We start from the raw sequence: 18,017 nt of genomic DNA on the forward strand, positions 1-18,017 counted from the left end.
GAGACCTTGCGGCTTTTCGTCCGCGTCATCTTCATTGTCGTTGCGAGGAGGATGGTTGATCTGTCGCTGTACTTGCGGCAGGATCAACATCAACTCTCGATGGATCCCGATGACTGCCGCACCCGCTTTTCCTCTGCGTTCCGCGGCATCCGAGGTCCAGGCCTGGGAGCTGTGGGCGCTTGCCGGGCTCGTCGGCTTTACGCTTCTTGCAACCCTGCTCGATGAAACCGGCGCCACGTTCCACGCCAACCTCATTGCCCCGCTGTGGCTTGCCGGGGCGCTGTGCGCCGGCGCCGTGCAAGCGGTTCAGCGCCAGCCGCTGGCACTCTGGACCGGTCTGTTCTGGATGCGCTTGTCCACCGCCGTTTATTTCGGCATCGGTTCGGTCGCGCATCGGTTCATGAACGAAACCACGCTCAACGCCCTGCACGACTTCTTTGCCGCCAGCGAAACCGAACTCGCCAAGTTCAACCTTCTCGCGGCGGTCTGCAGCCTGGTAATCCTCGGCACCGTCGCACTTACCGCGCAGTTTTGGCCGCAACGCCTCGTCGAGCCGCGGCAAACCGATGATCGGCTGATGCTGACGGCTGCCTTTCTGTTCGGCTTGCCGGGCTTCGCCACAAAATATCTCGTGATCTTTCCCAACGCGATGGGCGCGTTCGGCGAAGATGCCGTGTTGCCGGGCGTGCTGACCCAACTCGTCTGGCTCGCGCCCGTTTCCACCTTCCTTCTCGTCAGCTGGACCTTGCAGCACCGGGCAAACTGGCTGCTCCCACTCTCTACCCTCGTGCTGCTGGATGCCTTCTTCGGCTTCCTGCGCTTCAGCAAGGGCGAGGCTTTGCTGCCTGTCCTGATGCTGGTGCTGGCGATCCTGCAGCATCGTTTCACGCTCAGGCGCGCGGTGATTGCCGTTCTTGTTCTGGTCGCCGTCTTCCCGATTCTACAATCGACAACGGCAACTGGACGAGCGGAACTCATCGCCCGCTACGGCACCATCCGCAGCGCATCCTTCGGGGAGCGGCTGGAGATCCTGAGCGGCGTCCTCGCCGATGGTCCGCAGGACGATCAGGAAGAGTTTCAAGGCGCCTTGATCCGCATCGCCTATGTCCATGCCGCTGCACCGGCGATGGCGATGTATGATGCCGGGCAGCCCGGCAACTCGCTGAGCTATGTTCCGCTTGTGGCGATCCCGCGCCTTCTTTGGCCGGACAAGCCGATCTTCGACATGGGTCAGGCCTACACCGCCCTGCTGACCGGCTCCGACACCTCTTCGACCTGGATGGGCTATTTCGCCGAAGCCTATTGGAACCTCGGCTGGCTCGGCGTGCCTGTGGTGATGATCCCGCTTGGCCTGATCTTCTTCGCCACTGGCCGATATACGCTCTGGACCCTGCGTAACGGCGAGTGGCTGCATTTTCCGGCGGTGTTCCTCGGCCTCTACATGGGTGCGCGCATGGACGGGCTGATCGCTGGGGATGTCGCCGCCAGTGCCCTGACCATCCTGATCGTCTACCCCGTCGCCCGCATCGCGACTCCCATGCTTTGCGAGATGATCGGCTCGCAGCCGCCACCCCTCGCGCGAGCAACCCAATGAGCGACGCCGTTGCCTGGCATACGGCGATCGCCCACCGCTTCGCCGATCGTTACAACCATTCGCCGGCCTTCCGAGAGCGCGAAGTCGTCTGGCGCGGTTTGCTCGAGCGCTACAACAAACCGGGCGGCCATGTGCTCGACGCTGGTTGCGGCAGCGGCATCATGGCCGCTCTGGCAGCAGAACGAGCCAGCCATGTGTTGGCCTTCGACGCCAGCTCGGCGATGCTGACGCTGGCCGCCAATACCTTGCGCCCAGCAGCCGGCAAGGTCGAGTTGCAACTCGCAGCAATGGGTGATCGAACCCTCCTGCAAGGGCGCTCCTTCGACCTCATCCTGTGCTCGAGCGTGCTGGAATATGTCGATGACTGGTGGTCCGCCTTCGACTGGCTCGGGTCGGCACTCGCGCCCGGTGGTACGATCCTCTTCTCCATGCCCAACGGCCAAAGCCTGTATCGCCGGGCCGAACGCACCGCGTTTCGCCTCACCGGTCGCCCCGCCTACTACCGCCATGTTCGCGCCGTTACCGTCCTTTTCGACGTCGAGCGCGGCCTGCACCAGCGCGGCTTTGTTCTCGAAGACAGCCACTTCTATGCCAGCGCGCCGGTGCTTTCGCCCGTCCTGCGACCGCTCGGACTCGCGCGTTACAGCGACACGCTCTTCGTTGTCGCGGCCCGGCGGATCTGATGGCGCGGATCGTTCTCGGCACGGCAACGCTCGCCCCGGGCGGCGGCATCGCGCAGGTCTCGCGCGTCTCGGCGCAGATCCTGCGCGACGCCGGCCACGAGGTCACGATCATCCGTTATCTCGACCACGACGCAGGTGATGGCGAGATCGCGGCCGGCGGCTCCAAACTGCGCTTCGTTGCGGCCACGAACCGAGCAGCAATGCAGGCCGATCTCTGCCTTTACGACAGCGCCGGCTTGGCACGCGCGCATCCCCGCTGGCTCAAGCGCCCGTCGGTGATCTGGATGCACGGCACCGAAGTGTGGGAAGCCATGAAGCCGCCGGCTCTGCAAGCCCTGCGCCGCGCGAGCCGCGCCATCGTCGTTTCGCAGAACACCCTGTCGCGCCACGAAGCGCTGTACGGACCGCTTCCGCAAGCTTGCATCTGCCCCCTCGCTACCGAAACCGACGAACCCGCTCCACCGATCGCTCGCGAGACCAACTCGCCCAGCGTACTGATCGTCGGCCGCATCGACGCCGCCGAAAACTACAAGGGTCATGACGCTCTGATTGCAGCTTGGCCGACCGTTATCGCCGCCGTGCCGAACGCCCGCCTGGTTGTCGCCGGCGGCGGCTCCGGCGTGCCCGCTCTGCGCAGCCTCGCCGCCGCTTCGCCCGCTGCGGGTTCGATCGACATCCGCGGCTTCGTGGCCGACGCGGACCTGGCAGCCCTCTGGCGCGATGCCGCCGTTTTCGCCATGCCCAGCCGCGGCGAAGGCTTTGGCCTGGTTTACATCGAAGCCATGCGGCAGGGTCTTCCCGTTATCGCCTCGATCCATGACGGCGCCAAGGAAGTCAACGTAGACGGCGAAACCGGCTTCAACGTCGATCTCGATCGCCCGGGTGAGTTGGCTCAGCGCCTTATCACGCTGTTATCCGATGCCGCCCTGCGCCAGCGCATGGGAGAAGCCGGACGCCAACGCTGGCACGATCACTACCGCCTGTCCCGCTGGCGCTCACGCTTCCTGCCTTTGATCGAGGACCTTCTGCAGCCGTAAACCAAGCCAAAGACGGCGGGGCAGCGTGATCATGAACGCAGGCAGAGCGCCAAACAGGCTCCAGATCAGCATAGCGATCATCATCTGGGACACGTCCGCAACACCGATCAGGTGGACCACCGCAGCGCCGACGATCAGGCACCAAAGCGCGCTCGCACCAAGGGCAATGCCGCAGTGCAGCCAATAACGTGTGCGCAAAGCGAGTGCCTGCTTCGTCAGCAAAGGCAAAACGATCCCCATTCCCAGCACTTCGCCGATCGCCAACCCGGCGGCCACTCCCGCAGCGCCAAAAGACTGAACCAGCAGCGATGCCAGCCCAAGCCCGACCAGAAGCTGCGCCGTCCAGGCTGCTGCATTGGGCTTGGCGCGATTGGAAAAAGCGAGAAGCTTTGCGACCGGCGCTGCGGGCGCAGCCGCCCAGCTGCCAAGCACCAGCCAGACCACGACAGTGGGATCATAGGCAGCATGATCGCTGGTCCAAACCGCTAACAACGGCTCGCTGAACACCCACACGGCAGCACCCAGCACCCCGGCGGTCACCGAAAGCAGCCGGCCGGCTTCCTCGATTGGCTGCGTCACCGTGTCGGACGCCGCGTGCATCCGCCCTGCAAGTTCGACCCCGAGCGCGATGGACAACATCGTGGAAAGCTGGCGGGCAAAGCCGACCAGCGTGCGCAACAGCACGAAGCCTACCAACGCCGCGCCCCCAACGCCGGCCGTCCCCAGAAGCAGCACGGGCACTTGCAGCCAGATCACCGGCGCGCATTGTTCAAGCGCCAGCCACCGCGTGTTGCGCCAGGCGTCCCGCCACTCGCAGGCGCGGGGCCATGCCGGCACAAAGCGCAAATCGGGAAAGCACCGCTTGAGATCCCACACGGTGAGGGCGATGCCGAACACGATCTGGCACAAGATGTAAGCGGCGGCCAAGGCAGTCGGCCCTCCCCCCGCCAGCGCAACCAGTGCCGTCGCAAGAAGCAGGGCGAGCGTGCCAAGCAGCGTCACCATCATGCCGCGCGCATAGCGGCCATGACCACGATACAGCTGCGACAGGCTGCCCCTCACCACCGCCAGGATGCTGAAGGCGGCAAGCAGAAGGAAGATCAGCCTGGCCTTATCGGCGCTCAGAAGCGTGGAAGGCAGATCAGCCACCGCCAGGAACACCAAAGCCGCTCCACCCAGCAGCATCGCCTGCATCGCGGCAAAACCAAGCGCCACGCGCAGCATCCGGGAAAACCCGTGATGGTCGCCGAGCGCCGCCGCGCGCTGCCACACATTGCCGTAGTAGATGTTGAAGCCGAGCTCACCCAGTTGCAGCAAACCGGCCGCGGACAGAAGCACCACCCAGTCGGAATAGAGCGCCGCACCCCAGTGATGAAGCAGCAGCCCCACCACCACGAAGCGGTCGAGGAAGCTTACCGCAAGCGCCAGGAGCTGGACGCCAAGGTTGCGGCCAACCTTGCTCAGCAAGGCAGTTTATCAGCTTGCCTGCGCACCCGCGGTATCGGCCGGCTAAGCTTTTTCGAGGCCAGCCCGGCAATTTGTCGCGCACGATGCTGGTTTCCCATCATGAACATCGTCATCGGCACAAGATCACCGAGATATAACCAGCCGAGGCAGCCATGATTTTCAACTTACCGCATCCATCGAAGACACTTTGCCTTACTTGAAGTCGCGCCACGTTGCATATAGTAACTTCTTCATAGCCGCTTGGGATGTTTGGTTGGGGAGCCACAATCGCTCGCATGAGGGTGGTGCTTCAACATCTCGGCGACGGCCGAACAGAGGTCGCAGATGCTGCCGCGCCGGCTTGCGGGCCGCATCAGCTTCTGGTGCGCACGTCTCGCACCTTGGTGTCGGCCGGCACCGAGCGCATGCTGCTCCAGTTCGGCAAAGCCAGCCTTCTCGGCAAGGCACGATCGCAGCCCGAAAAGGTGCGTCAGGTTCTACAAAAAGCACGAACAGACGGCATTCTGCCGACGCTGTCCGCCGTGCGCGCCAAGCTCGATCAGCCGCTGGCGCTCGGCTACTGCAATGTCGGCACGATCATCGAAGCCGGTTCAGGTACTTCCCATTTCCGGGTGGGCGACCGGGTCGCTTCTAACGGCGGTCACGCCGGCATTGTGGCGGTGTCGGCCAATCTCTCCGCCAAGGTGCCGGACAGCGTTTCGGACGAAGCCGCAGCCTTTACCGTGCTCGGCGCGATCGCTTTGCAAGGCATTCGGCTGGCCGAGCCCACGCTCGGCGAAACGGTGGCGGTCATCGGTCTCGGCCTGATCGGCCTGCTCACCGTCCAGCTCCTGCGCGCCCACGGCTGCCGCGTGCTCGGCCTCGATCCCGATCCCGCCCGCCTGGCTCTGGCCAGCAGCTTCGGCGCCGAGGTGGTCGACCTTTCAGCGGGCAGCGATCCCTTGCGCGAAGCCGCGCGCTTTTCGCGCGATCGCGGCGTCGATGCCGTCATTATCGCCGCCTCCACCGAAAGCAGCGCGCCGGTCTCCCAAGCCGCAGCGATGTGCAGCAAACGCGGCCGCATCGTTCTGGTCGGCGTCACCGGCCTGCAGCTGTCGCGCGCGGATTTCTACGAGAAGGAGCTGTCGTTCCAGGTCTCCTGCTCATACGGGCCCGGCCGCTATGATCCCGCTTACGAGGCCAAGGGACAGGATTACCCCGCCGGTTTCGTGCGATGGACTGCGCAGCGTAATTTTGAGGCCGTGCTCGATATGATGGCCGATGGCCGGCTCGATGTTGCACCGCTGATCTCGCACCGCTTTGCCATCTCCGAGGCCGAACAAGCCTATGCGCTGCTCGACAGCGATACGCCCACGCTCGGCGTTCTGCTCGATTTCGGCGGCGAGGATACGGCCCCGCCCGCTGCCCCGGCCATCCTGTCGCCCGCGCATGTGCCCGCTAACGGCACGCCCCGCATCGGCTTCGTCGGTGCCGGCGCTTATGCAACGAGCACGCTCCTGCCCGCGCTTAAGAGGGCCGGCGCACGGCTCGACATGGTGGCTTCCAACAGCGGCATCAGCGGCCTCCATGCCCAGCGCAAGTTCGGCATCGCACGCGCCACGACCGACGCTTCGGCCCTGATCGGTGATCCCGACATCGACACCGTGGTGATCGCCACGCGCCATTCCAGCCATGCCGCCCTGACTTGCGCCGCCTTGCGCGCGGGCAAGCATGTGTTCGTGGAAAAGCCGCTGGCGCTCAGCCATGCCGAGCTTTCCGAGATCCAGGAAAGCTGGCGGGAAAGCCGCGCATTCGAGCGCCCGCCCTTGCTCACCGTCGGCTTCAATCGCCGCTTCGCGCCGCATGTCATCGCACTCAACAAAGCTCTCGCCTGCCGATCCGAACCGCCTGCCTTCATCATGACCGTGAACGCCGGCGCGCTGCCGCCGGATCATTGGACGCGAAGCGGAGAAGAGGGCGGCCGCATCGTCGGCGAGGCCTGCCACTTCGTGGACCTGCTCCGCCATCTTGCGAACAGCCCCATCAGCCAGGCGACGGCCACCGGGCGCGGTGACACCGCAAACCTGCAACTCGCCTTCGCAAACGGCGCCATCGGCACGATCCATTATCTCGCCAACGGCGCGCGCTCGTTTCCCAAGGAGCGCCTCGAAGTCTTCTGCGGCGGCTCGATCGTGGTGCTCGACAATTTCCGCAGGCTTTCGGCGCACAACTGGCGCGGCATCAAACCGACGCGGCTGTGGCAGCAGGACAAGGGACAGACATCTTGCGTCAGCGCCTTCCTGACTGCGGTTCAGAACGGAGACCCCGCTCCCATTCCGTTCGAGGAACTGGCCGAGGTCAGCGCCGTCACGATCGATCTTGCAGCCCAGCTTCGCTGACCCATGCCGCTGATCGACATCATCACCGGCACGCGGCCGAACCGAAATGGTTAGGATCAGCCTGTATTGGCGCACCATCCGGCACCTTCAAGCGCGGCAGATCTTCGGCCGCGTCTGGTTCAGGCTTTATTGCCCTCGCCCGAACATAAGCCCTGTACCACCTCTACGCTCCGCTATCGGCTCCTGGTCAGAGCCAGTTCAGCGCGCCGTGAACATGACAAGCCCAAGTGCCTTCACATTCCTCAACGAGGCCGGCCTGCTAAATCCGAACAAGCCTTCTGCCGGCTGGGATGATCCGGCACGGTCAAAGCTTTGGCGCTACAATCTCCACTATTTCGACGATCTGAATGCAGAGCGGGCGGCTGATCGGCGTGGATGGCATGCGGCTTTGATCGGCGAATGGCTGAAGCATAATCCGCCCGGCCAGGGCACCGGTTGGGAGCCCTTTCCAACGTCGCTGCGCATCGTCAACTGGATCAAGGCTGCACTTGGCGGCTTCACCTTGCCGGCCGATGCCGCTCACAGCTTAGCCATCCAGACGCGCTGGCTTTCGCAACGGGTCGAACACCATCTTTCCGGCAATCATTTCCTGGCCAACGCCAAAGCCCTCTGCTTTGCCGGTGCCTTCTTCGAGGGCGCGGAAGCGGATGCCTGGTTCAGGCAGGGCAGTCGCATCCTGCAACGCGAGCTACCTAACCAAATCCTGCCGGATGGCGGCCATTACGAGCTCAGCCCCATGTATCACGCGCTGGTGCTGGAAGACCTTCTAGACCTCATCAATCTCAGCCGTCGCTTTGGCACGGATCAAGCGCTACAAGGGCTGTTCAAGGCGCGTATCAATCCCGTGCGCACCTGGCTCGCAGCGCTCTCTCATCCCGATGGTGAGATCGCCTTTTTCAACGACGCCGCGCTCGGCATCGCGCCCACACCGGCTACGCTGAACGCCTATGCGGCGCGTCTTGGCTTTGGCTCGGCAGCGGCCCTACTTCCGGGCGTAAAGGATCTCAAGCAGAGCGGCTATGTTCGCGTTACCCGTGGCCCCGCCGTTCTGTTGATCGATGCAGCAGACGTCGGGCCTGTGCATCAGCCGGGTCATGCCCATGCCGACACCCTGTCGTTCGAGCTGTCGCTTCATGGCAAGCGCGTTCTGGTGAATGGCGGCACGTCCGAATACGGCACCGGGCCTGAGCGGCTGCGCCAGCGAGGCACAGCGGCGCACAACACGTTGACCATCGACGGGTTCGACTCGTCTGAAGTCTGGTCGGGCTTTCGTGTCGGCCGGCGCGCTCATCCACACGACCTGCACATCGTGCAGGGCCATAACGAGACCTCTATTACCGCGTCGCATGATGGCTATCGCTTCCTCCCCGGCAGCCCCATGCACCACCGCCGCTGGCGTCTTGGGGCTGGAACGCTGACCATCCAGGACGAGGTCTCAGGACCACCGCGCAAAGCGGAAGCGCGCTACCACTTCGCCCCTGATATCAAGCTTTACGCCCAGGGAAACTGCGGGATCGCGGAGCAAGCCGGCCGCCTTGTTCTGCGATGGGAGGTCGCGGAAGGGCTAGCCCGTATCGAGGCGGATACGCATCACCCCGGCTTTGGCGTTTCGCTTGCCGCGCAATGCTTGATCCTCGCTTGCGACAACAATCGCGCCACACTGCGCCTTATCTTTGTTGAAGAAGGAACATAGCTCTTGTAAATCCCTGTGTGTTCGTCACAGTACCTTCTAAGTAGTTTTAGAGTATTTCGTGCCGAAAGCGTAGTGCGACATGCACATCCTGTTTCTCACAGACAATTTCACGCCTGAAGTGAATGCTCCGGCGAGCCGAAGCTTCGAGCACTGTCGTGAGTGGGTGAAGGCTGGTCATCGCGTCACAGTCATCACCGGCGTTCCAAACTTTCCGCGTGGCCAGGTTTTTCCCGGTTACCGCAATCGTCTTTGGCAAACGGAAGTCATCGATAACATTCGTGTTGTGCGCGTCTGGACCTTCATCTGCGCCAATGAAGGCTTCCTCTGCCGCACGCTGGACTATTTCAGCTTCATGGTCACGGCCTTGCTTGCAGCCTTCTTCGTTCGAAGGATCGATGTGGTCGTGGGAACATCGCCGCAGTTCTTCACGGTCTGTGCTGCCTGGCTGGTCAGCGTTCTGCGCCGGGCGCCCTTCGTGTTCGAGTTGCGCGATCTGTGGCCGCAATCCATTCGGGTGGTCGGGGCCATGCAGGACGGCGTGCTGCTCAAAGCGCTCAGCCGCATCGAGCTGTTCCTGTATCATCGCGCCGCGCTGATCGTTGCCGTGACCCATTCCTTCAAGCGCATCTTGACGGCGCGGGGCGTCGATCCCGGCAAGATCGCGGTTGTGACGAACGGCGTGGATCTCCAGCGCTTTCAGCCTGCATCGAAGGATCCGTTGCTCGAAGCCGAGCTCGGCCTCACCAACCGCTTTGTCGCCGGCTATATTGGGACGCATGGCCTGGCGCACGGTCTCGACACCGTTCTTGACGCTGCCCGCCAGTTGCGCGACCTAGGCGAAAGCGACGTCCGCATTCTGATGCTGGGCGACGGTGCGGAGAAGGCCGACCTTCAACGCCGCGCGAAGGCCGAGGATCTCCGCAATATCCTGTTCGTCGACACGGTGCCGAAGGATCAGGTCAGCCGCTACTGGTCCCTGCTCGATTGCTCGCTCATCCATCTGCGCCGGGACCCGCTGTTTCGGTCGGTCATTCCCTCGAAGCTGTTTGAAGCGATGGCAACCGGCATACCGGTTGTGCTTGGTGTCGAAGGCGAAGTGGCTGATATTGTTCGGCGTTATGAGGTCGGCGTCACGGTGCCGCCGGAAGATGCGCAGGCGCTTGTTGAAGCGGTCCTAGCCTTGCGCGACGATCCTGCTTGTCGCGCCACCATGGCGGAGAATGGTGCGCAGGCGGCGCGGCGCTTCAGCCGGCCGGCGCTGGCACTCTCCATGCTGCAGGCGATCGAGGGTGTCGTGCAGCACGATTGCCTGCAGCAGACCAAAACGAGCTGACCGGCTTACATCAGCCAGGTCAATGCGTTACGCCTGAGCAGGCGTCGCGTGCTCGTCTTCGTCCTGGGTGTCGAGCACGCCTTCCAGCGGTGCGCGCAGGCGCCAGGTCACGCGGCCCTCGCCCCGTTCCATGGTTGCCGATCCGCCCAGGGACTGCGGCGCGACGCGGAGCAGAACCACGGAGCCGAAGCCGCGCCGTTGCGGCGTTTGGCTCGGTTCCGCTTCGAGGCCGGGAACGCTCTCATTCCAGGAAATTACGAACATTTCCTGCCCGTTTTCTTCCCGTTCTACGGTCCAATTGACCAAAACCTGGCCCGATTCACCCGACAAAGCGCCGTATTTTGCCGAATTTGTTCCGAGTTCATGGAACGCCATGCCGAGATTTTGCACGGCATTCGGACGAAGCAGAACGGGATCGCCGTCAAGCGTGACCTGCTCCTCATGACCATAGGGTTCGAGCTGATGCTGGATCAGTTCGGCAAGACTCGCGCCCGACCATTCCGAGCTGACAAGCAGATCATGCGAACGCGCCAAGGCGAGGATGCGGTTTCGCAGCGTGGTTTCGAAGGCCTTGGGATCGGCCGTGGCTTTTGCCGTTTCACGGATGATCGAGTTGATCACGGCAAACTGGTTTTTCACGCGGTGGTTGATCTCGCGCAGCAGCAGCCGGATGCGGCGTTCGCTTTCCTTGGACGTGCTGATGTCGCGCGCCACTTTCGAGGCGCCGACGATGACACCCTTGCGGTCGCGAATGGGGGACACGGTGATGGAGATATGGACGAGCGATCCATCCTTGCGGCAGCGGATCGTTTCGACGCTTTCCACCCGCTCGCCGCGCTTGATGCGGCTGATGATGTCCGTTTCCTCATCGTGAAGATGGGTCGGGATCAGCATGGTGATCGACCGCCCGACCGCTTCCTCGGCCGAATAGCCGAAAAGCCGCGTGGCGGCCGGGTTCCAGGTCTGGATGACGCTGTCCAGGTCCTTGCTGATGATCGCGTCGAAGGAGGATTCGACGATCGCCGCCAGTCGCGCATCGGCCAGTGGGTCCGATGGCAGTTCGACGTTATCCGGGCCTTTGACGGTCTCGGTCAAAGCTGAATTGCCTTTGTCGCGGTTGGTTGGCCGTGCATCATTGATCCTGCCTGCCTGACAATGTTTTCCGCCAACCTCTTCGGGCCGGCCAAATCGCAATCACCACATTCAATAACCCGGCATACCCTATCCCCATCCAAGGGTTCAATGCGGTTTGTTCACGATTAGGAAAGAGCGCGCATCGCCAAGCGAAGGCTCGGCATCAACCCCTTCATCGCGCCTTGCGAGTTGGTGCGTTGAAGTCGGGCGGCTTGTTGCCGATCCAGCCTAGAAAACGCTGAATGGCGGGATTCTGCGTCAGGGAAACGCCGTCTTCGACATGCCGGGCAAGATCCACATTGGAGAAGGTCGCATGAATGGTGCGGTGGCAGATCGGATGAACGGGAACCGTCGTTCTCCCGCCCCGGCTTTTTGGAATGGGATGATGCCATTCAACCCGCTTGCCGAGAAGGCGTCCGCAGAGCCAACAGCTTTGCGGCGCGGCCTCTTCTGCAGCGCGCGCATCCTGTTCGTCGTCCCAGCGCGCTCTTCGGGCCATGTCACCTGCAGATCTGATCGGTCCCGATCAGGTACGGTCGCTTTTGGCGCGTTTCAACCAGCATGCTGACATGCAGGTTGAGCGAGGCACCCACTCAACCCACGACTTTCCTCATGCTCGAACCGAACCTTCAATTCGTTCGCCTGTTGAACAGATCTATTTCTAATATAGAAACCTAAATAGGTTAATTTAGAAGCCATTAATATAGTAATACATTGATCTATAATAAATATTCGCTCTAACTTTTGATAGTGCACGGTTACGAAAACTAGTCCACTTGCCCATTCTGGAAGTGGATACTGCTGAATGCCCAAAGAAACACAGGCTCGCGCGTCGCGCGACACGATCGTCGAGCGTTCAGCCATTCAGTCGCTGCGCTGAACGTTATGACCATACAGGACGCCGACATCACCTTTGTCGTGCAGGGACCGGTCAGCCATGGCGACGGGTCGAGCACGCATGAGGCGACAGCTTCCATCCGGCGGTTCTTCCCCGGAAGCCGCATCGTTCTGAGCACCTGGGAGAACGAAGATACCCGCGACATCGACGCCGATGAGATCGTGGTCAGCACCGACCCCGGCGGCATTCTGTGGGAGGCCGATGGGGTTTCGATCGTCAACAACGTCAACCGCCAGATCCTGTCCACGCGCGTCGGCCTCGCCCGGGTCAAGACGCCTTATGCCGCAAAGATCCGCTCCGACGGCCATGTCACGGGTCGCGGTTTCATCTCGCTCGAAGAAGCGTTCCCAACGCGCCTCGGCGAAGGGAAGGTGTTCGAGCGCCGCATCGTGGTCTCCAAGGAGTTCACCCGCAGCGCGCGCTCCTTCATTCCGATGGCCTATCATCCGAGCGATCTGTTTCAGTTCGGCCTGGCAACCGATCTACACCGCTACTGGGACGCCGAGCTTCTGGCCGGCGACAGCCTGACGGGCTTCATGCTGAACGAAGCGCCGGATGTCTGGTATCGGATGTTCGACCGGTTTCGGTTCACCACCGAACAATACCTGTTTCTATCCGCGCTCAAGCGCTGCGGCCACGAGCGGCGGTTATCGCATTACGCCGAGATCAACGAGCACATCATCGCCGATTCCGAGCGGATGCTGTTCAACAACTTCATTCCCTGCGAGCCCGAAGTCCTGGGCATCGACCACGAGCGCTTTCGTGGCCGCGCGCAGAAATCGCTTGCCGAAGATTGCGTCGGCCTGCGCGAGTTTCTCGCCTGGTACCTCGACGTCGCCGTCGCCGCGAACAGCCGTCGGACAGTGGGAACGCCCGCCCCGCGCATGTCTCTGCTGCTGCGCACGGAGCGCGTGGCGCGCGAAATCCTCAAGCGCAGTCAGCTGATGCGTCGGCTCTATGCAGGGCAGTTTCTGAAACGATGACAGCACATCTCATCGACATAAACCCGCAGCATGTCCGCACGCTTACGGGGCATTCCGGCTGTTCGGTCTCGCTCTGCCTCGATGGCGACCGCTATTTCGTGCGCAAGGTATCCGCTTCGCCCGCCTATAATGCGCGCTTTCGGCTGCAGATCGAGAAGCAGAACGCTCTGGCTGACGTGATCGCGACGCCGCGCGTGCTGCAGCAGGGCGAGGCCGGCGATCTCCTTTGGTATGACATGGAGTATGTTCAGGGACACGGCTTCGTGTCCTTTGCACCGCTGCAGGCGGTGGCCAGCATTCCGGCGATGGTTGAGCGCCTCACCGACCCACTTCACCGACTGTCCGCGACCGTGTCGGGCTCGCTCGACCCGGCCTTGTTTCACGCCAAGATCGCTGAACTGAAAACGAGCATCGCAAAGAGCCCGTTCTACGACACCGAGCCGCAGTTTCTCGACGCCCTGCTCGAACAGCTCGCCGCCCAGGCCTGGACTGGCATTCCGCAAACGCTGTGCCATGGCGATCTGACTGTCGAAAACATGCTGATCCGCGATAATGGCTCGATCGTTTTCATCGACCTTCTCGACGGCAATCTCGAAAGCGTCTGGATGGATGTCGCCAAGCTGATCCAGGATCTCGAAAGCGGCTGGTCGCTGCGCAGCATTCTGTGGCATGATCGGCCCGATCCAACCGCAAAACTGTTGCGCACCATCAGCCGCTATCTGGCGGAAGAAGTGACCAGCCAGATGACCGGCTTCTTTCCAAAGCTCGACGCCGCACTTCCGTCGTTGCGCGCCCTGCAGGCGTTGCGCGTTCTTCCTTATGTGCGCGACGCCACCATTTTCTCGCGCGTGGTTTCCGGACTGCGCCGCATCGGTTCCATTGAGGCATATGCATGACCAAGCCAGGCACGATCGTTCTTCCCATTGCAGGGCGGTCTTCGCGTTTTCCGGGACTTCGGCCCAAATGGATGCTGACGGCACCCACCGGAGAACTCATGCTGGAAAAGAGCCTCGCTTCGGTTGCCGACTGGCGCAACCGGCGCGTGGTGATCGGCGCGCTGGCCGAGCATCTCGATGGCAAGGGCGGGCGCGGCGCCCTTCAGCGCGCTTTTGGCGATGCTGTCGAGATCGTCACCTTCGAAGACCAGACCGCAGGACCGGCGGAAACAGTCGCGGAGATCCTATCGCGCGCAGATGTTCAGGGCCCGATCTTCATCAAGGATTGCGACAGCTGGTTCGTGCCGCGCGAAAACGTTTTTTCAGACTGCGTGTGTTACGCCGATCTGCGCCAGACCGGCGAAGTCCGGAATATCGCGGCAAAGAGCTTCCTGCACCTCAACGACAATGACCTGCTGTTGGGGATCATCGAGAAGAACGTGTCGTCGAACTATATTTCGGTCGGCGGTTACGGCTTTCACGACGCCCATGTCTTTCTGGATTCCTACCGCCGGCTCCTTGCCTCGAACCACGAAGGCGAGCCCTTCGTTTCCCATGTGATCCTGGATGCCATCCGCCAGGGCAACGTCTTTCGCGGCATCAACACCGACCATTACGTCGATGTCGGCACCCTGGAAGCCTGGAACCGTTTCCGCGAGGATCTCGGCCTCTACATTGTCGACCTCGATGGCGTCGTGTTGAAGAATGCCGGCCAATACATCCCGCCGCTCTGGGACGATCCCGACCAGGCACTGCCCGGCAATGTCGCAGCCTTGAAGGCAATGATCGCGCGCGGCGCGCAGATCATCTTCGTGACCGCGCGCCCGGAACGCTTTCGCGAGAAAACCGAAGCCTTTCTGCGCGAACTTGGTCTGTCTTGGCATGCGGCCATCTTTGGCGTGAACCACGCCGCCCGCACGCTGGTGAACGATTTCGCGCCGTCGAACCCCTTCCCTTCGGCCGTCGCGATCAACCTCGTGCGCAACGGCGACGATCTCGCCACCATGCTGCCCTCGGCCGTTCAGCGATGAGCGACAGGTCTGAGCCTCCGGTTAGCGGCACGATTGCCAACGAGGACGTCACCATCGTGCTCCAGGGCGGGCTCGGCGGCGACTGGGATGTCCGCTATTCCGTGCGTTATTTGCGCGAGGTGATGCCGGGCGTGAAAATCATCCTGTCGACGCAGAAGACGGCCGCCAAGACCCTGCTCGACGAGACCGACTTCGACGCCGTGATCCTGACCGACGATCCCGGCGTGCTGCCGCCCGTCAAGCTGATCGGCGCACCGCACAACGTCAATCGCCAGATCATGTCCTCAGCTGCGGGGCTTGCTGCCGTCACCACGCCTTATGCGATCAAGCTGCGCACCGACGCCTATCTGTCGTCGCGCAAGGTTGTCGACCTGTGGTCGCGCTGGGCGGAAGCCAATCCGGGACCGCGCCTCAAAGGCCGGGCGCGCATCCTCATCATGTCGCTGTTCAGCCTGAACCCGCGCTTCGATGAACGGCTCTGCTATCACCTCAGCGACTTCATGCAGTTCGGCCGTACCGAAGATCTCCGCGACTTCTGGAGCGGGCCGCTGATGGATTTCGGCACCAACACCCATTGGGAGCGCAACCCGTTTCCGCCCCACTCCATTCCGCGGGAACGCGAGTTCCGCTCTCGCTACGCCACAGAGCAATGGCTGACGCTGGGCTATCTGTTCGGGCGGGGTCCCTACCCGATCGCCTACCATAACGATATCGATGACGGCATTCTGCGGGAATTCGAAGAGTATCTCGCCGACAACTTCATCGTCGCCCATCCGCTTGATGTCGACCTGCATATGCCCAAGCACAACTACGTCTTTAAGAGCCGCTATTTCAACGCGATCTGTTACTCTTTCGAAGACTGGAAGAAGCTGGTGTTCGCACGCTCGGGCCTGACCGGACCCGATACCGGCTACACGCAATGGCCGCGAAGTTTTGCCGAGAAGCAGCGCTACATCGCAGTGAAACAGCGCACCCGCTGGCTCAACCGCTTCGGCTTCGCGCATACGGTGCGGCGCTGGCTGAAGCCGGGTTGAAAACCACTACTTGAGCCGGCGGTCGGCAAGATTGGGCTTGCTGCCGCCAGTGACATGGGAAAAGCGGTCGGTGTGGCGGGCGCTGAAGGCGGCGACCACCAGCCCCATGATCCCGACGAGGACGTGCGGCCATCAGATGCGGTCGCTGAAATTGAGCACCCAGGGCGATGCAAGCAGCAGCAGCGCAAACACCACGTCGAGCGCAAGATGCACGCGGAAGCGCAGGATGCGCACCATGCCAAGCTCGTAGTCCGTAAACAGGCTGTAGATCAGCACGAACGCGCCCAATCCAATCGTCGCCCACTGCGCAGCCCCGCCATCGGCGAAGCCCAGCGTATAAGGCGCCGAAATCAGAAAGAGCGCGACCAGATAGTCGATCGCTCCATGCAAGGTCGTCGGGATCACAGGCAGCCTCCAAGCGTCGTCGGTGGCACAACTGCGGGGATGGCGGGAGTGTTCCTTGAAGTGGCAGGCCTTCTCCGTGCAGCGCATAGGGAATGGTTCACGCGATTGCTATGCAACGAATTGCTGCCAACGCCGTACGAGTGATGTGATCAATGCTGGTTCGTGATCGGTATCAGCACGCAGCAATCGTGATGCGTTTGCCTCAAACAGGTGTTCCAATTTCCAAGAAGCGTACGGTCTTTGTTTCTGCTGCTCTCGTGCTTGTCGCCGCATGCGCAGCCATCTGGTTCGTTATGGATCGCGGGCTTTCCGAGATTGAGCGGTCGGTACGGCGGAGCGTCGAAGACAAGCTGGCACAATCCTACGATGTATCGACGGTCGTTGAGGGTGAAGCAGGCATCGATCTGTTTCCGAGGCTTGCCCTCGTTTTCTCCAACGTTTCGATCAAAGTACCAGGCACGGATACGCGATCGCTTCAGATCAGTCGCGTCGAAGTTCCCTTGAGCTTTGCATCGCTTTGGCAACGATCATTGACCATCGAGACGATCGTTCTGGTCCGACCTCTTGTCGAAGTCGGGCAGCGCAGCATCCCAGCCGCCGGAGAGTCAAGAGAACCGGATAGAAGGTCACCGCCTCGTCCTGATCGGGACGCCGCCGCTCGCTCGGACCTCATCCACATCTCCGAAAACATAGGTCGGGTGCAGATCGTCGACGGTGCTTTTCGACACGGAGACGCGTCTCCTGCTGTGTCCAAAGCAAATGGCACGCTGATCCTGGCGCCGAATACGGCCCGTGCTTCATTCGAAGGGACCGCGGTCTTGAACGGCGATGAAGCGGCCATATCGCTAAGTCTGGACGATCCAGCCGGCTTCGCAAAAGGCACCGAAACCAACCTCCTTGCCTCCGCATCATCGGAAACGCTGACGATCAAATTCAATGGGAAGGGATCTCTCCGACCCGGTCTTTATCTGGATGGTGCGTTTGAAGTGTCGTTGGCCCGTCCCCAGCAGGTACTGGATGTGATCAGCGGCAGGCAGACCAACCCCGCTCGTATTCCACCAATAACGGTAAGAACGCGCCTGGTCGTCGATCCGGATTAAGACATGAGATTGTGGTTGATCTCCCACAGATCGCGGGATCACCAAGGCAGCATCTTATGGGGATGATAAATGGTACGGTTGGGTGGGCTCGAACCACCGACCTCCGGATCCACAATCCGGCGCTCTAACCAACTGAGCTACAACCGCGTGCCGACGGCCTTCCTGGTGGAGGCCGGGTCAGTGGGACCGTCCCTACCGAGTATCCCGGTCTTTTTCAAGGGCCTGATTGGCAAACGACCTGAGGAAATCCACCAAAAGAAAAGCCGGCTTGGAAGCCGGCCTGTCTCGGTACCTATTGAAGGCGTGAGAGCC

At 61.9% G+C, this 18,017-nt stretch carries 15 protein-coding genes and 1 tRNA gene; 11 read left to right on the forward strand and 5 right to left on the reverse strand.

Annotation, left to right across the window (positions count from 1 at the left end):
* Window positions 1-109: 109 nt before the first annotated feature.
* Genes IE166_RS09795 through IE166_RS09805 form a run of 3 tightly spaced genes read left to right on the forward strand, consistent with a single transcriptional unit; the run spans window position 110 to window position 3,314 of the window.
* Window positions 110-1,594 carry a hypothetical protein gene (locus IE166_RS09795; RefSeq protein WP_189503410.1) on the forward strand — a complete coding sequence of 495 codons (1,485 nt, stop codon included), beginning with the start codon at window positions 110-112 and terminating at the stop codon, window positions 1,592-1,594.
* The gene (locus IE166_RS09800) at window positions 1,591-2,277 is read left to right on the forward strand and encodes a class I SAM-dependent methyltransferase (protein WP_189503411.1); all 687 of its coding nucleotides are present in this window, start codon (window positions 1,591-1,593) and stop codon (window positions 2,275-2,277) included. Before IE166_RS09795 ends, IE166_RS09800 begins: the two co-directional genes overlap by 4 nt.
* The gene (locus tag IE166_RS09805) at window positions 2,277-3,314 is read left to right on the forward strand and encodes a glycosyltransferase family 4 protein (protein ID WP_189503412.1); all 1,038 of its coding nucleotides are present in this window, start codon (window positions 2,277-2,279) and stop codon (window positions 3,312-3,314) included. The genes IE166_RS09800 and IE166_RS09805 overlap by 1 nt, the downstream gene beginning before the upstream one ends.
* Here the strand turns inward: IE166_RS09805 and IE166_RS09810 are convergent.
* The gene (locus IE166_RS09810; RefSeq protein ID WP_189503413.1) at window positions 3,273-4,781 is read right to left on the reverse strand and encodes a polysaccharide biosynthesis protein; all 1,509 of its coding nucleotides are present in this window, start codon (window positions 4,779-4,781) and stop codon (window positions 3,273-3,275) included. The two genes, IE166_RS09805 and IE166_RS09810, sit on opposite strands and share 42 nt — an antisense overlap.
* A 275-nt stretch (window positions 4,782-5,056) precedes the next feature.
* Between IE166_RS09810 and IE166_RS09815 the strand changes: the two genes are divergently transcribed.
* The 3 genes from IE166_RS09815 (at window position 5,057) to IE166_RS09825 (ending at window position 10,185) form a co-directional block, all read left to right on the forward strand.
* A complete protein-coding gene (locus IE166_RS09815; RefSeq protein WP_189503414.1) occupies window positions 5,057-7,159 on the forward strand; it encodes a bi-domain-containing oxidoreductase in 2,103 nt (700 codons plus the stop codon).
* Window positions 7,160-7,373: 214 nt separating this feature from the next.
* Window positions 7,374-8,852, forward strand: coding sequence for a heparinase II/III family protein (locus IE166_RS09820; protein ID WP_244641497.1), 1,479 nt, complete (start codon window positions 7,374-7,376; stop codon window positions 8,850-8,852).
* 79 nt (window positions 8,853-8,931) lie between these two features.
* Window positions 8,932-10,185, forward strand: coding sequence for a glycosyltransferase family 4 protein (locus IE166_RS09825; protein WP_189503416.1), 1,254 nt, complete (start codon window positions 8,932-8,934; stop codon window positions 10,183-10,185).
* A 27-nt stretch (window positions 10,186-10,212) separates the two neighbouring features.
* Here IE166_RS09825 and IE166_RS09830 read toward each other — a convergent pair whose 3' ends face one another.
* On the reverse strand, window positions 10,213-11,280 hold the full coding sequence (locus IE166_RS09830; protein ID WP_189503417.1) for a sensor histidine kinase: 1,068 nt from the start codon (window positions 11,278-11,280) through the stop codon (window positions 10,213-10,215).
* 211 nt (window positions 11,281-11,491) lie between these two features.
* Window positions 11,492-11,818, reverse strand: a complete 327-nt coding sequence (locus IE166_RS20660; RefSeq protein WP_189503418.1) for an HNH endonuclease — start codon at window positions 11,816-11,818, stop codon at window positions 11,492-11,494.
* Between the two features lie 386 nt (window positions 11,819-12,204).
* On the opposite strand from IE166_RS20660, the gene IE166_RS09840 reads away from it, so the two are divergent.
* The 4 genes from IE166_RS09840 to IE166_RS09855 are packed head-to-tail and all read left to right on the forward strand — an operon-like array spanning window position 12,205 to window position 16,200.
* The gene (locus tag IE166_RS09840; RefSeq protein WP_189503419.1) at window positions 12,205-13,200 is read left to right on the forward strand and encodes a WavE lipopolysaccharide synthesis family protein; all 996 of its coding nucleotides are present in this window, start codon (window positions 12,205-12,207) and stop codon (window positions 13,198-13,200) included.
* Window positions 13,197-14,096: a phosphotransferase gene (locus IE166_RS09845; RefSeq protein ID WP_189503420.1), complete on the forward strand. Its 900-nt coding sequence runs from the start codon at window positions 13,197-13,199 to the stop codon at window positions 14,094-14,096. The genes IE166_RS09840 and IE166_RS09845 overlap by 4 nt, the downstream gene beginning before the upstream one ends.
* A complete protein-coding gene (locus IE166_RS09850) occupies window positions 14,093-15,166 on the forward strand; it encodes an NTP transferase domain-containing protein (RefSeq protein ID WP_189503421.1) in 1,074 nt (357 codons plus the stop codon). The genes IE166_RS09845 and IE166_RS09850 overlap by 4 nt, the downstream gene beginning before the upstream one ends.
* Entirely contained in the window at window positions 15,163-16,200 is a 1,038-nt protein-coding gene (locus tag IE166_RS09855) for a WavE lipopolysaccharide synthesis family protein (protein ID WP_189503422.1), read from the forward strand. The genes IE166_RS09850 and IE166_RS09855 overlap by 4 nt, the downstream gene beginning before the upstream one ends.
* Window positions 16,201-16,332: 132 nt before the next feature.
* On the opposite strand, the gene IE166_RS09860 is transcribed toward IE166_RS09855, so the two are convergent.
* Window positions 16,333-16,605: an SPW repeat domain-containing protein gene (locus tag IE166_RS09860; RefSeq protein ID WP_189503423.1), complete on the reverse strand. Its 273-nt coding sequence runs from the start codon at window positions 16,603-16,605 to the stop codon at window positions 16,333-16,335.
* Window positions 16,606-16,757: 152 nt separating this feature from the next.
* Between IE166_RS09860 and IE166_RS09865 the strand changes: the two genes are divergently transcribed.
* Entirely contained in the window at window positions 16,758-17,705 is a 948-nt protein-coding gene (locus IE166_RS09865) for an AsmA family protein (RefSeq protein ID WP_189503424.1), read from the forward strand.
* Between the two features lie 70 nt (window positions 17,706-17,775).
* Here the strand turns inward: IE166_RS09865 and IE166_RS09870 are convergent.
* Window positions 17,776-17,852: transfer RNA gene (locus tag IE166_RS09870), tRNA-His, on the reverse strand.
* Window positions 17,853-18,017 lie beyond the last annotated feature (165 nt).

The sequence above is a fragment of the Tianweitania populi genome (assembly GCF_014652875.1).
GTDB classification, from domain to species: Bacteria; Pseudomonadota; Alphaproteobacteria; order Rhizobiales; family Rhizobiaceae; genus Tianweitania; species Tianweitania populi.

Bases quoted from the DNA above. Each gene is read 5' to 3' on its own strand.
- IE166_RS09825 (WP_189503416.1), top strand. From the start codon at position 8,932: ATGCACATCCTGTTTCTCACAGACAATTTCACGCCTGAAGTGAATGCT.
- IE166_RS09865 (WP_189503424.1), top strand. From the start codon at position 16,758: ATGCTGGTTCGTGATCGGTATCAGCACGCAGCAATCGTGATGCGTTTG.
- IE166_RS09800 (WP_189503411.1), top strand. From the start codon at position 1,591: ATGAGCGACGCCGTTGCCTGGCATACGGCGATCGCCCACCGCTTCGCC.
- IE166_RS09840 (WP_189503419.1), top strand. From the start codon at position 12,205: ATGACCATACAGGACGCCGACATCACCTTTGTCGTGCAGGGACCGGTC.
- IE166_RS09795 (WP_189503410.1), top strand. From the start codon at position 110: ATGACTGCCGCACCCGCTTTTCCTCTGCGTTCCGCGGCATCCGAGGTC.
- IE166_RS09820 (WP_244641497.1), top strand. From the start codon at position 7,374: ATGACAAGCCCAAGTGCCTTCACATTCCTCAACGAGGCCGGCCTGCTA.
- IE166_RS09855 (WP_189503422.1), top strand. From the start codon at position 15,163: ATGAGCGACAGGTCTGAGCCTCCGGTTAGCGGCACGATTGCCAACGAG.
- IE166_RS09815 (WP_189503414.1), top strand. From the start codon at position 5,057: ATGAGGGTGGTGCTTCAACATCTCGGCGACGGCCGAACAGAGGTCGCA.
- IE166_RS20660 (WP_189503418.1), bottom strand. From the start codon at position 11,818: ATGGCCCGAAGAGCGCGCTGGGACGACGAACAGGATGCGCGCGCTGCA.
- IE166_RS09845 (WP_189503420.1), top strand. From the start codon at position 13,197: ATGACAGCACATCTCATCGACATAAACCCGCAGCATGTCCGCACGCTT.
- IE166_RS09850 (WP_189503421.1), top strand. From the start codon at position 14,093: ATGACCAAGCCAGGCACGATCGTTCTTCCCATTGCAGGGCGGTCTTCG.
- IE166_RS09805 (WP_189503412.1), top strand. From the start codon at position 2,277: ATGGCGCGGATCGTTCTCGGCACGGCAACGCTCGCCCCGGGCGGCGGC.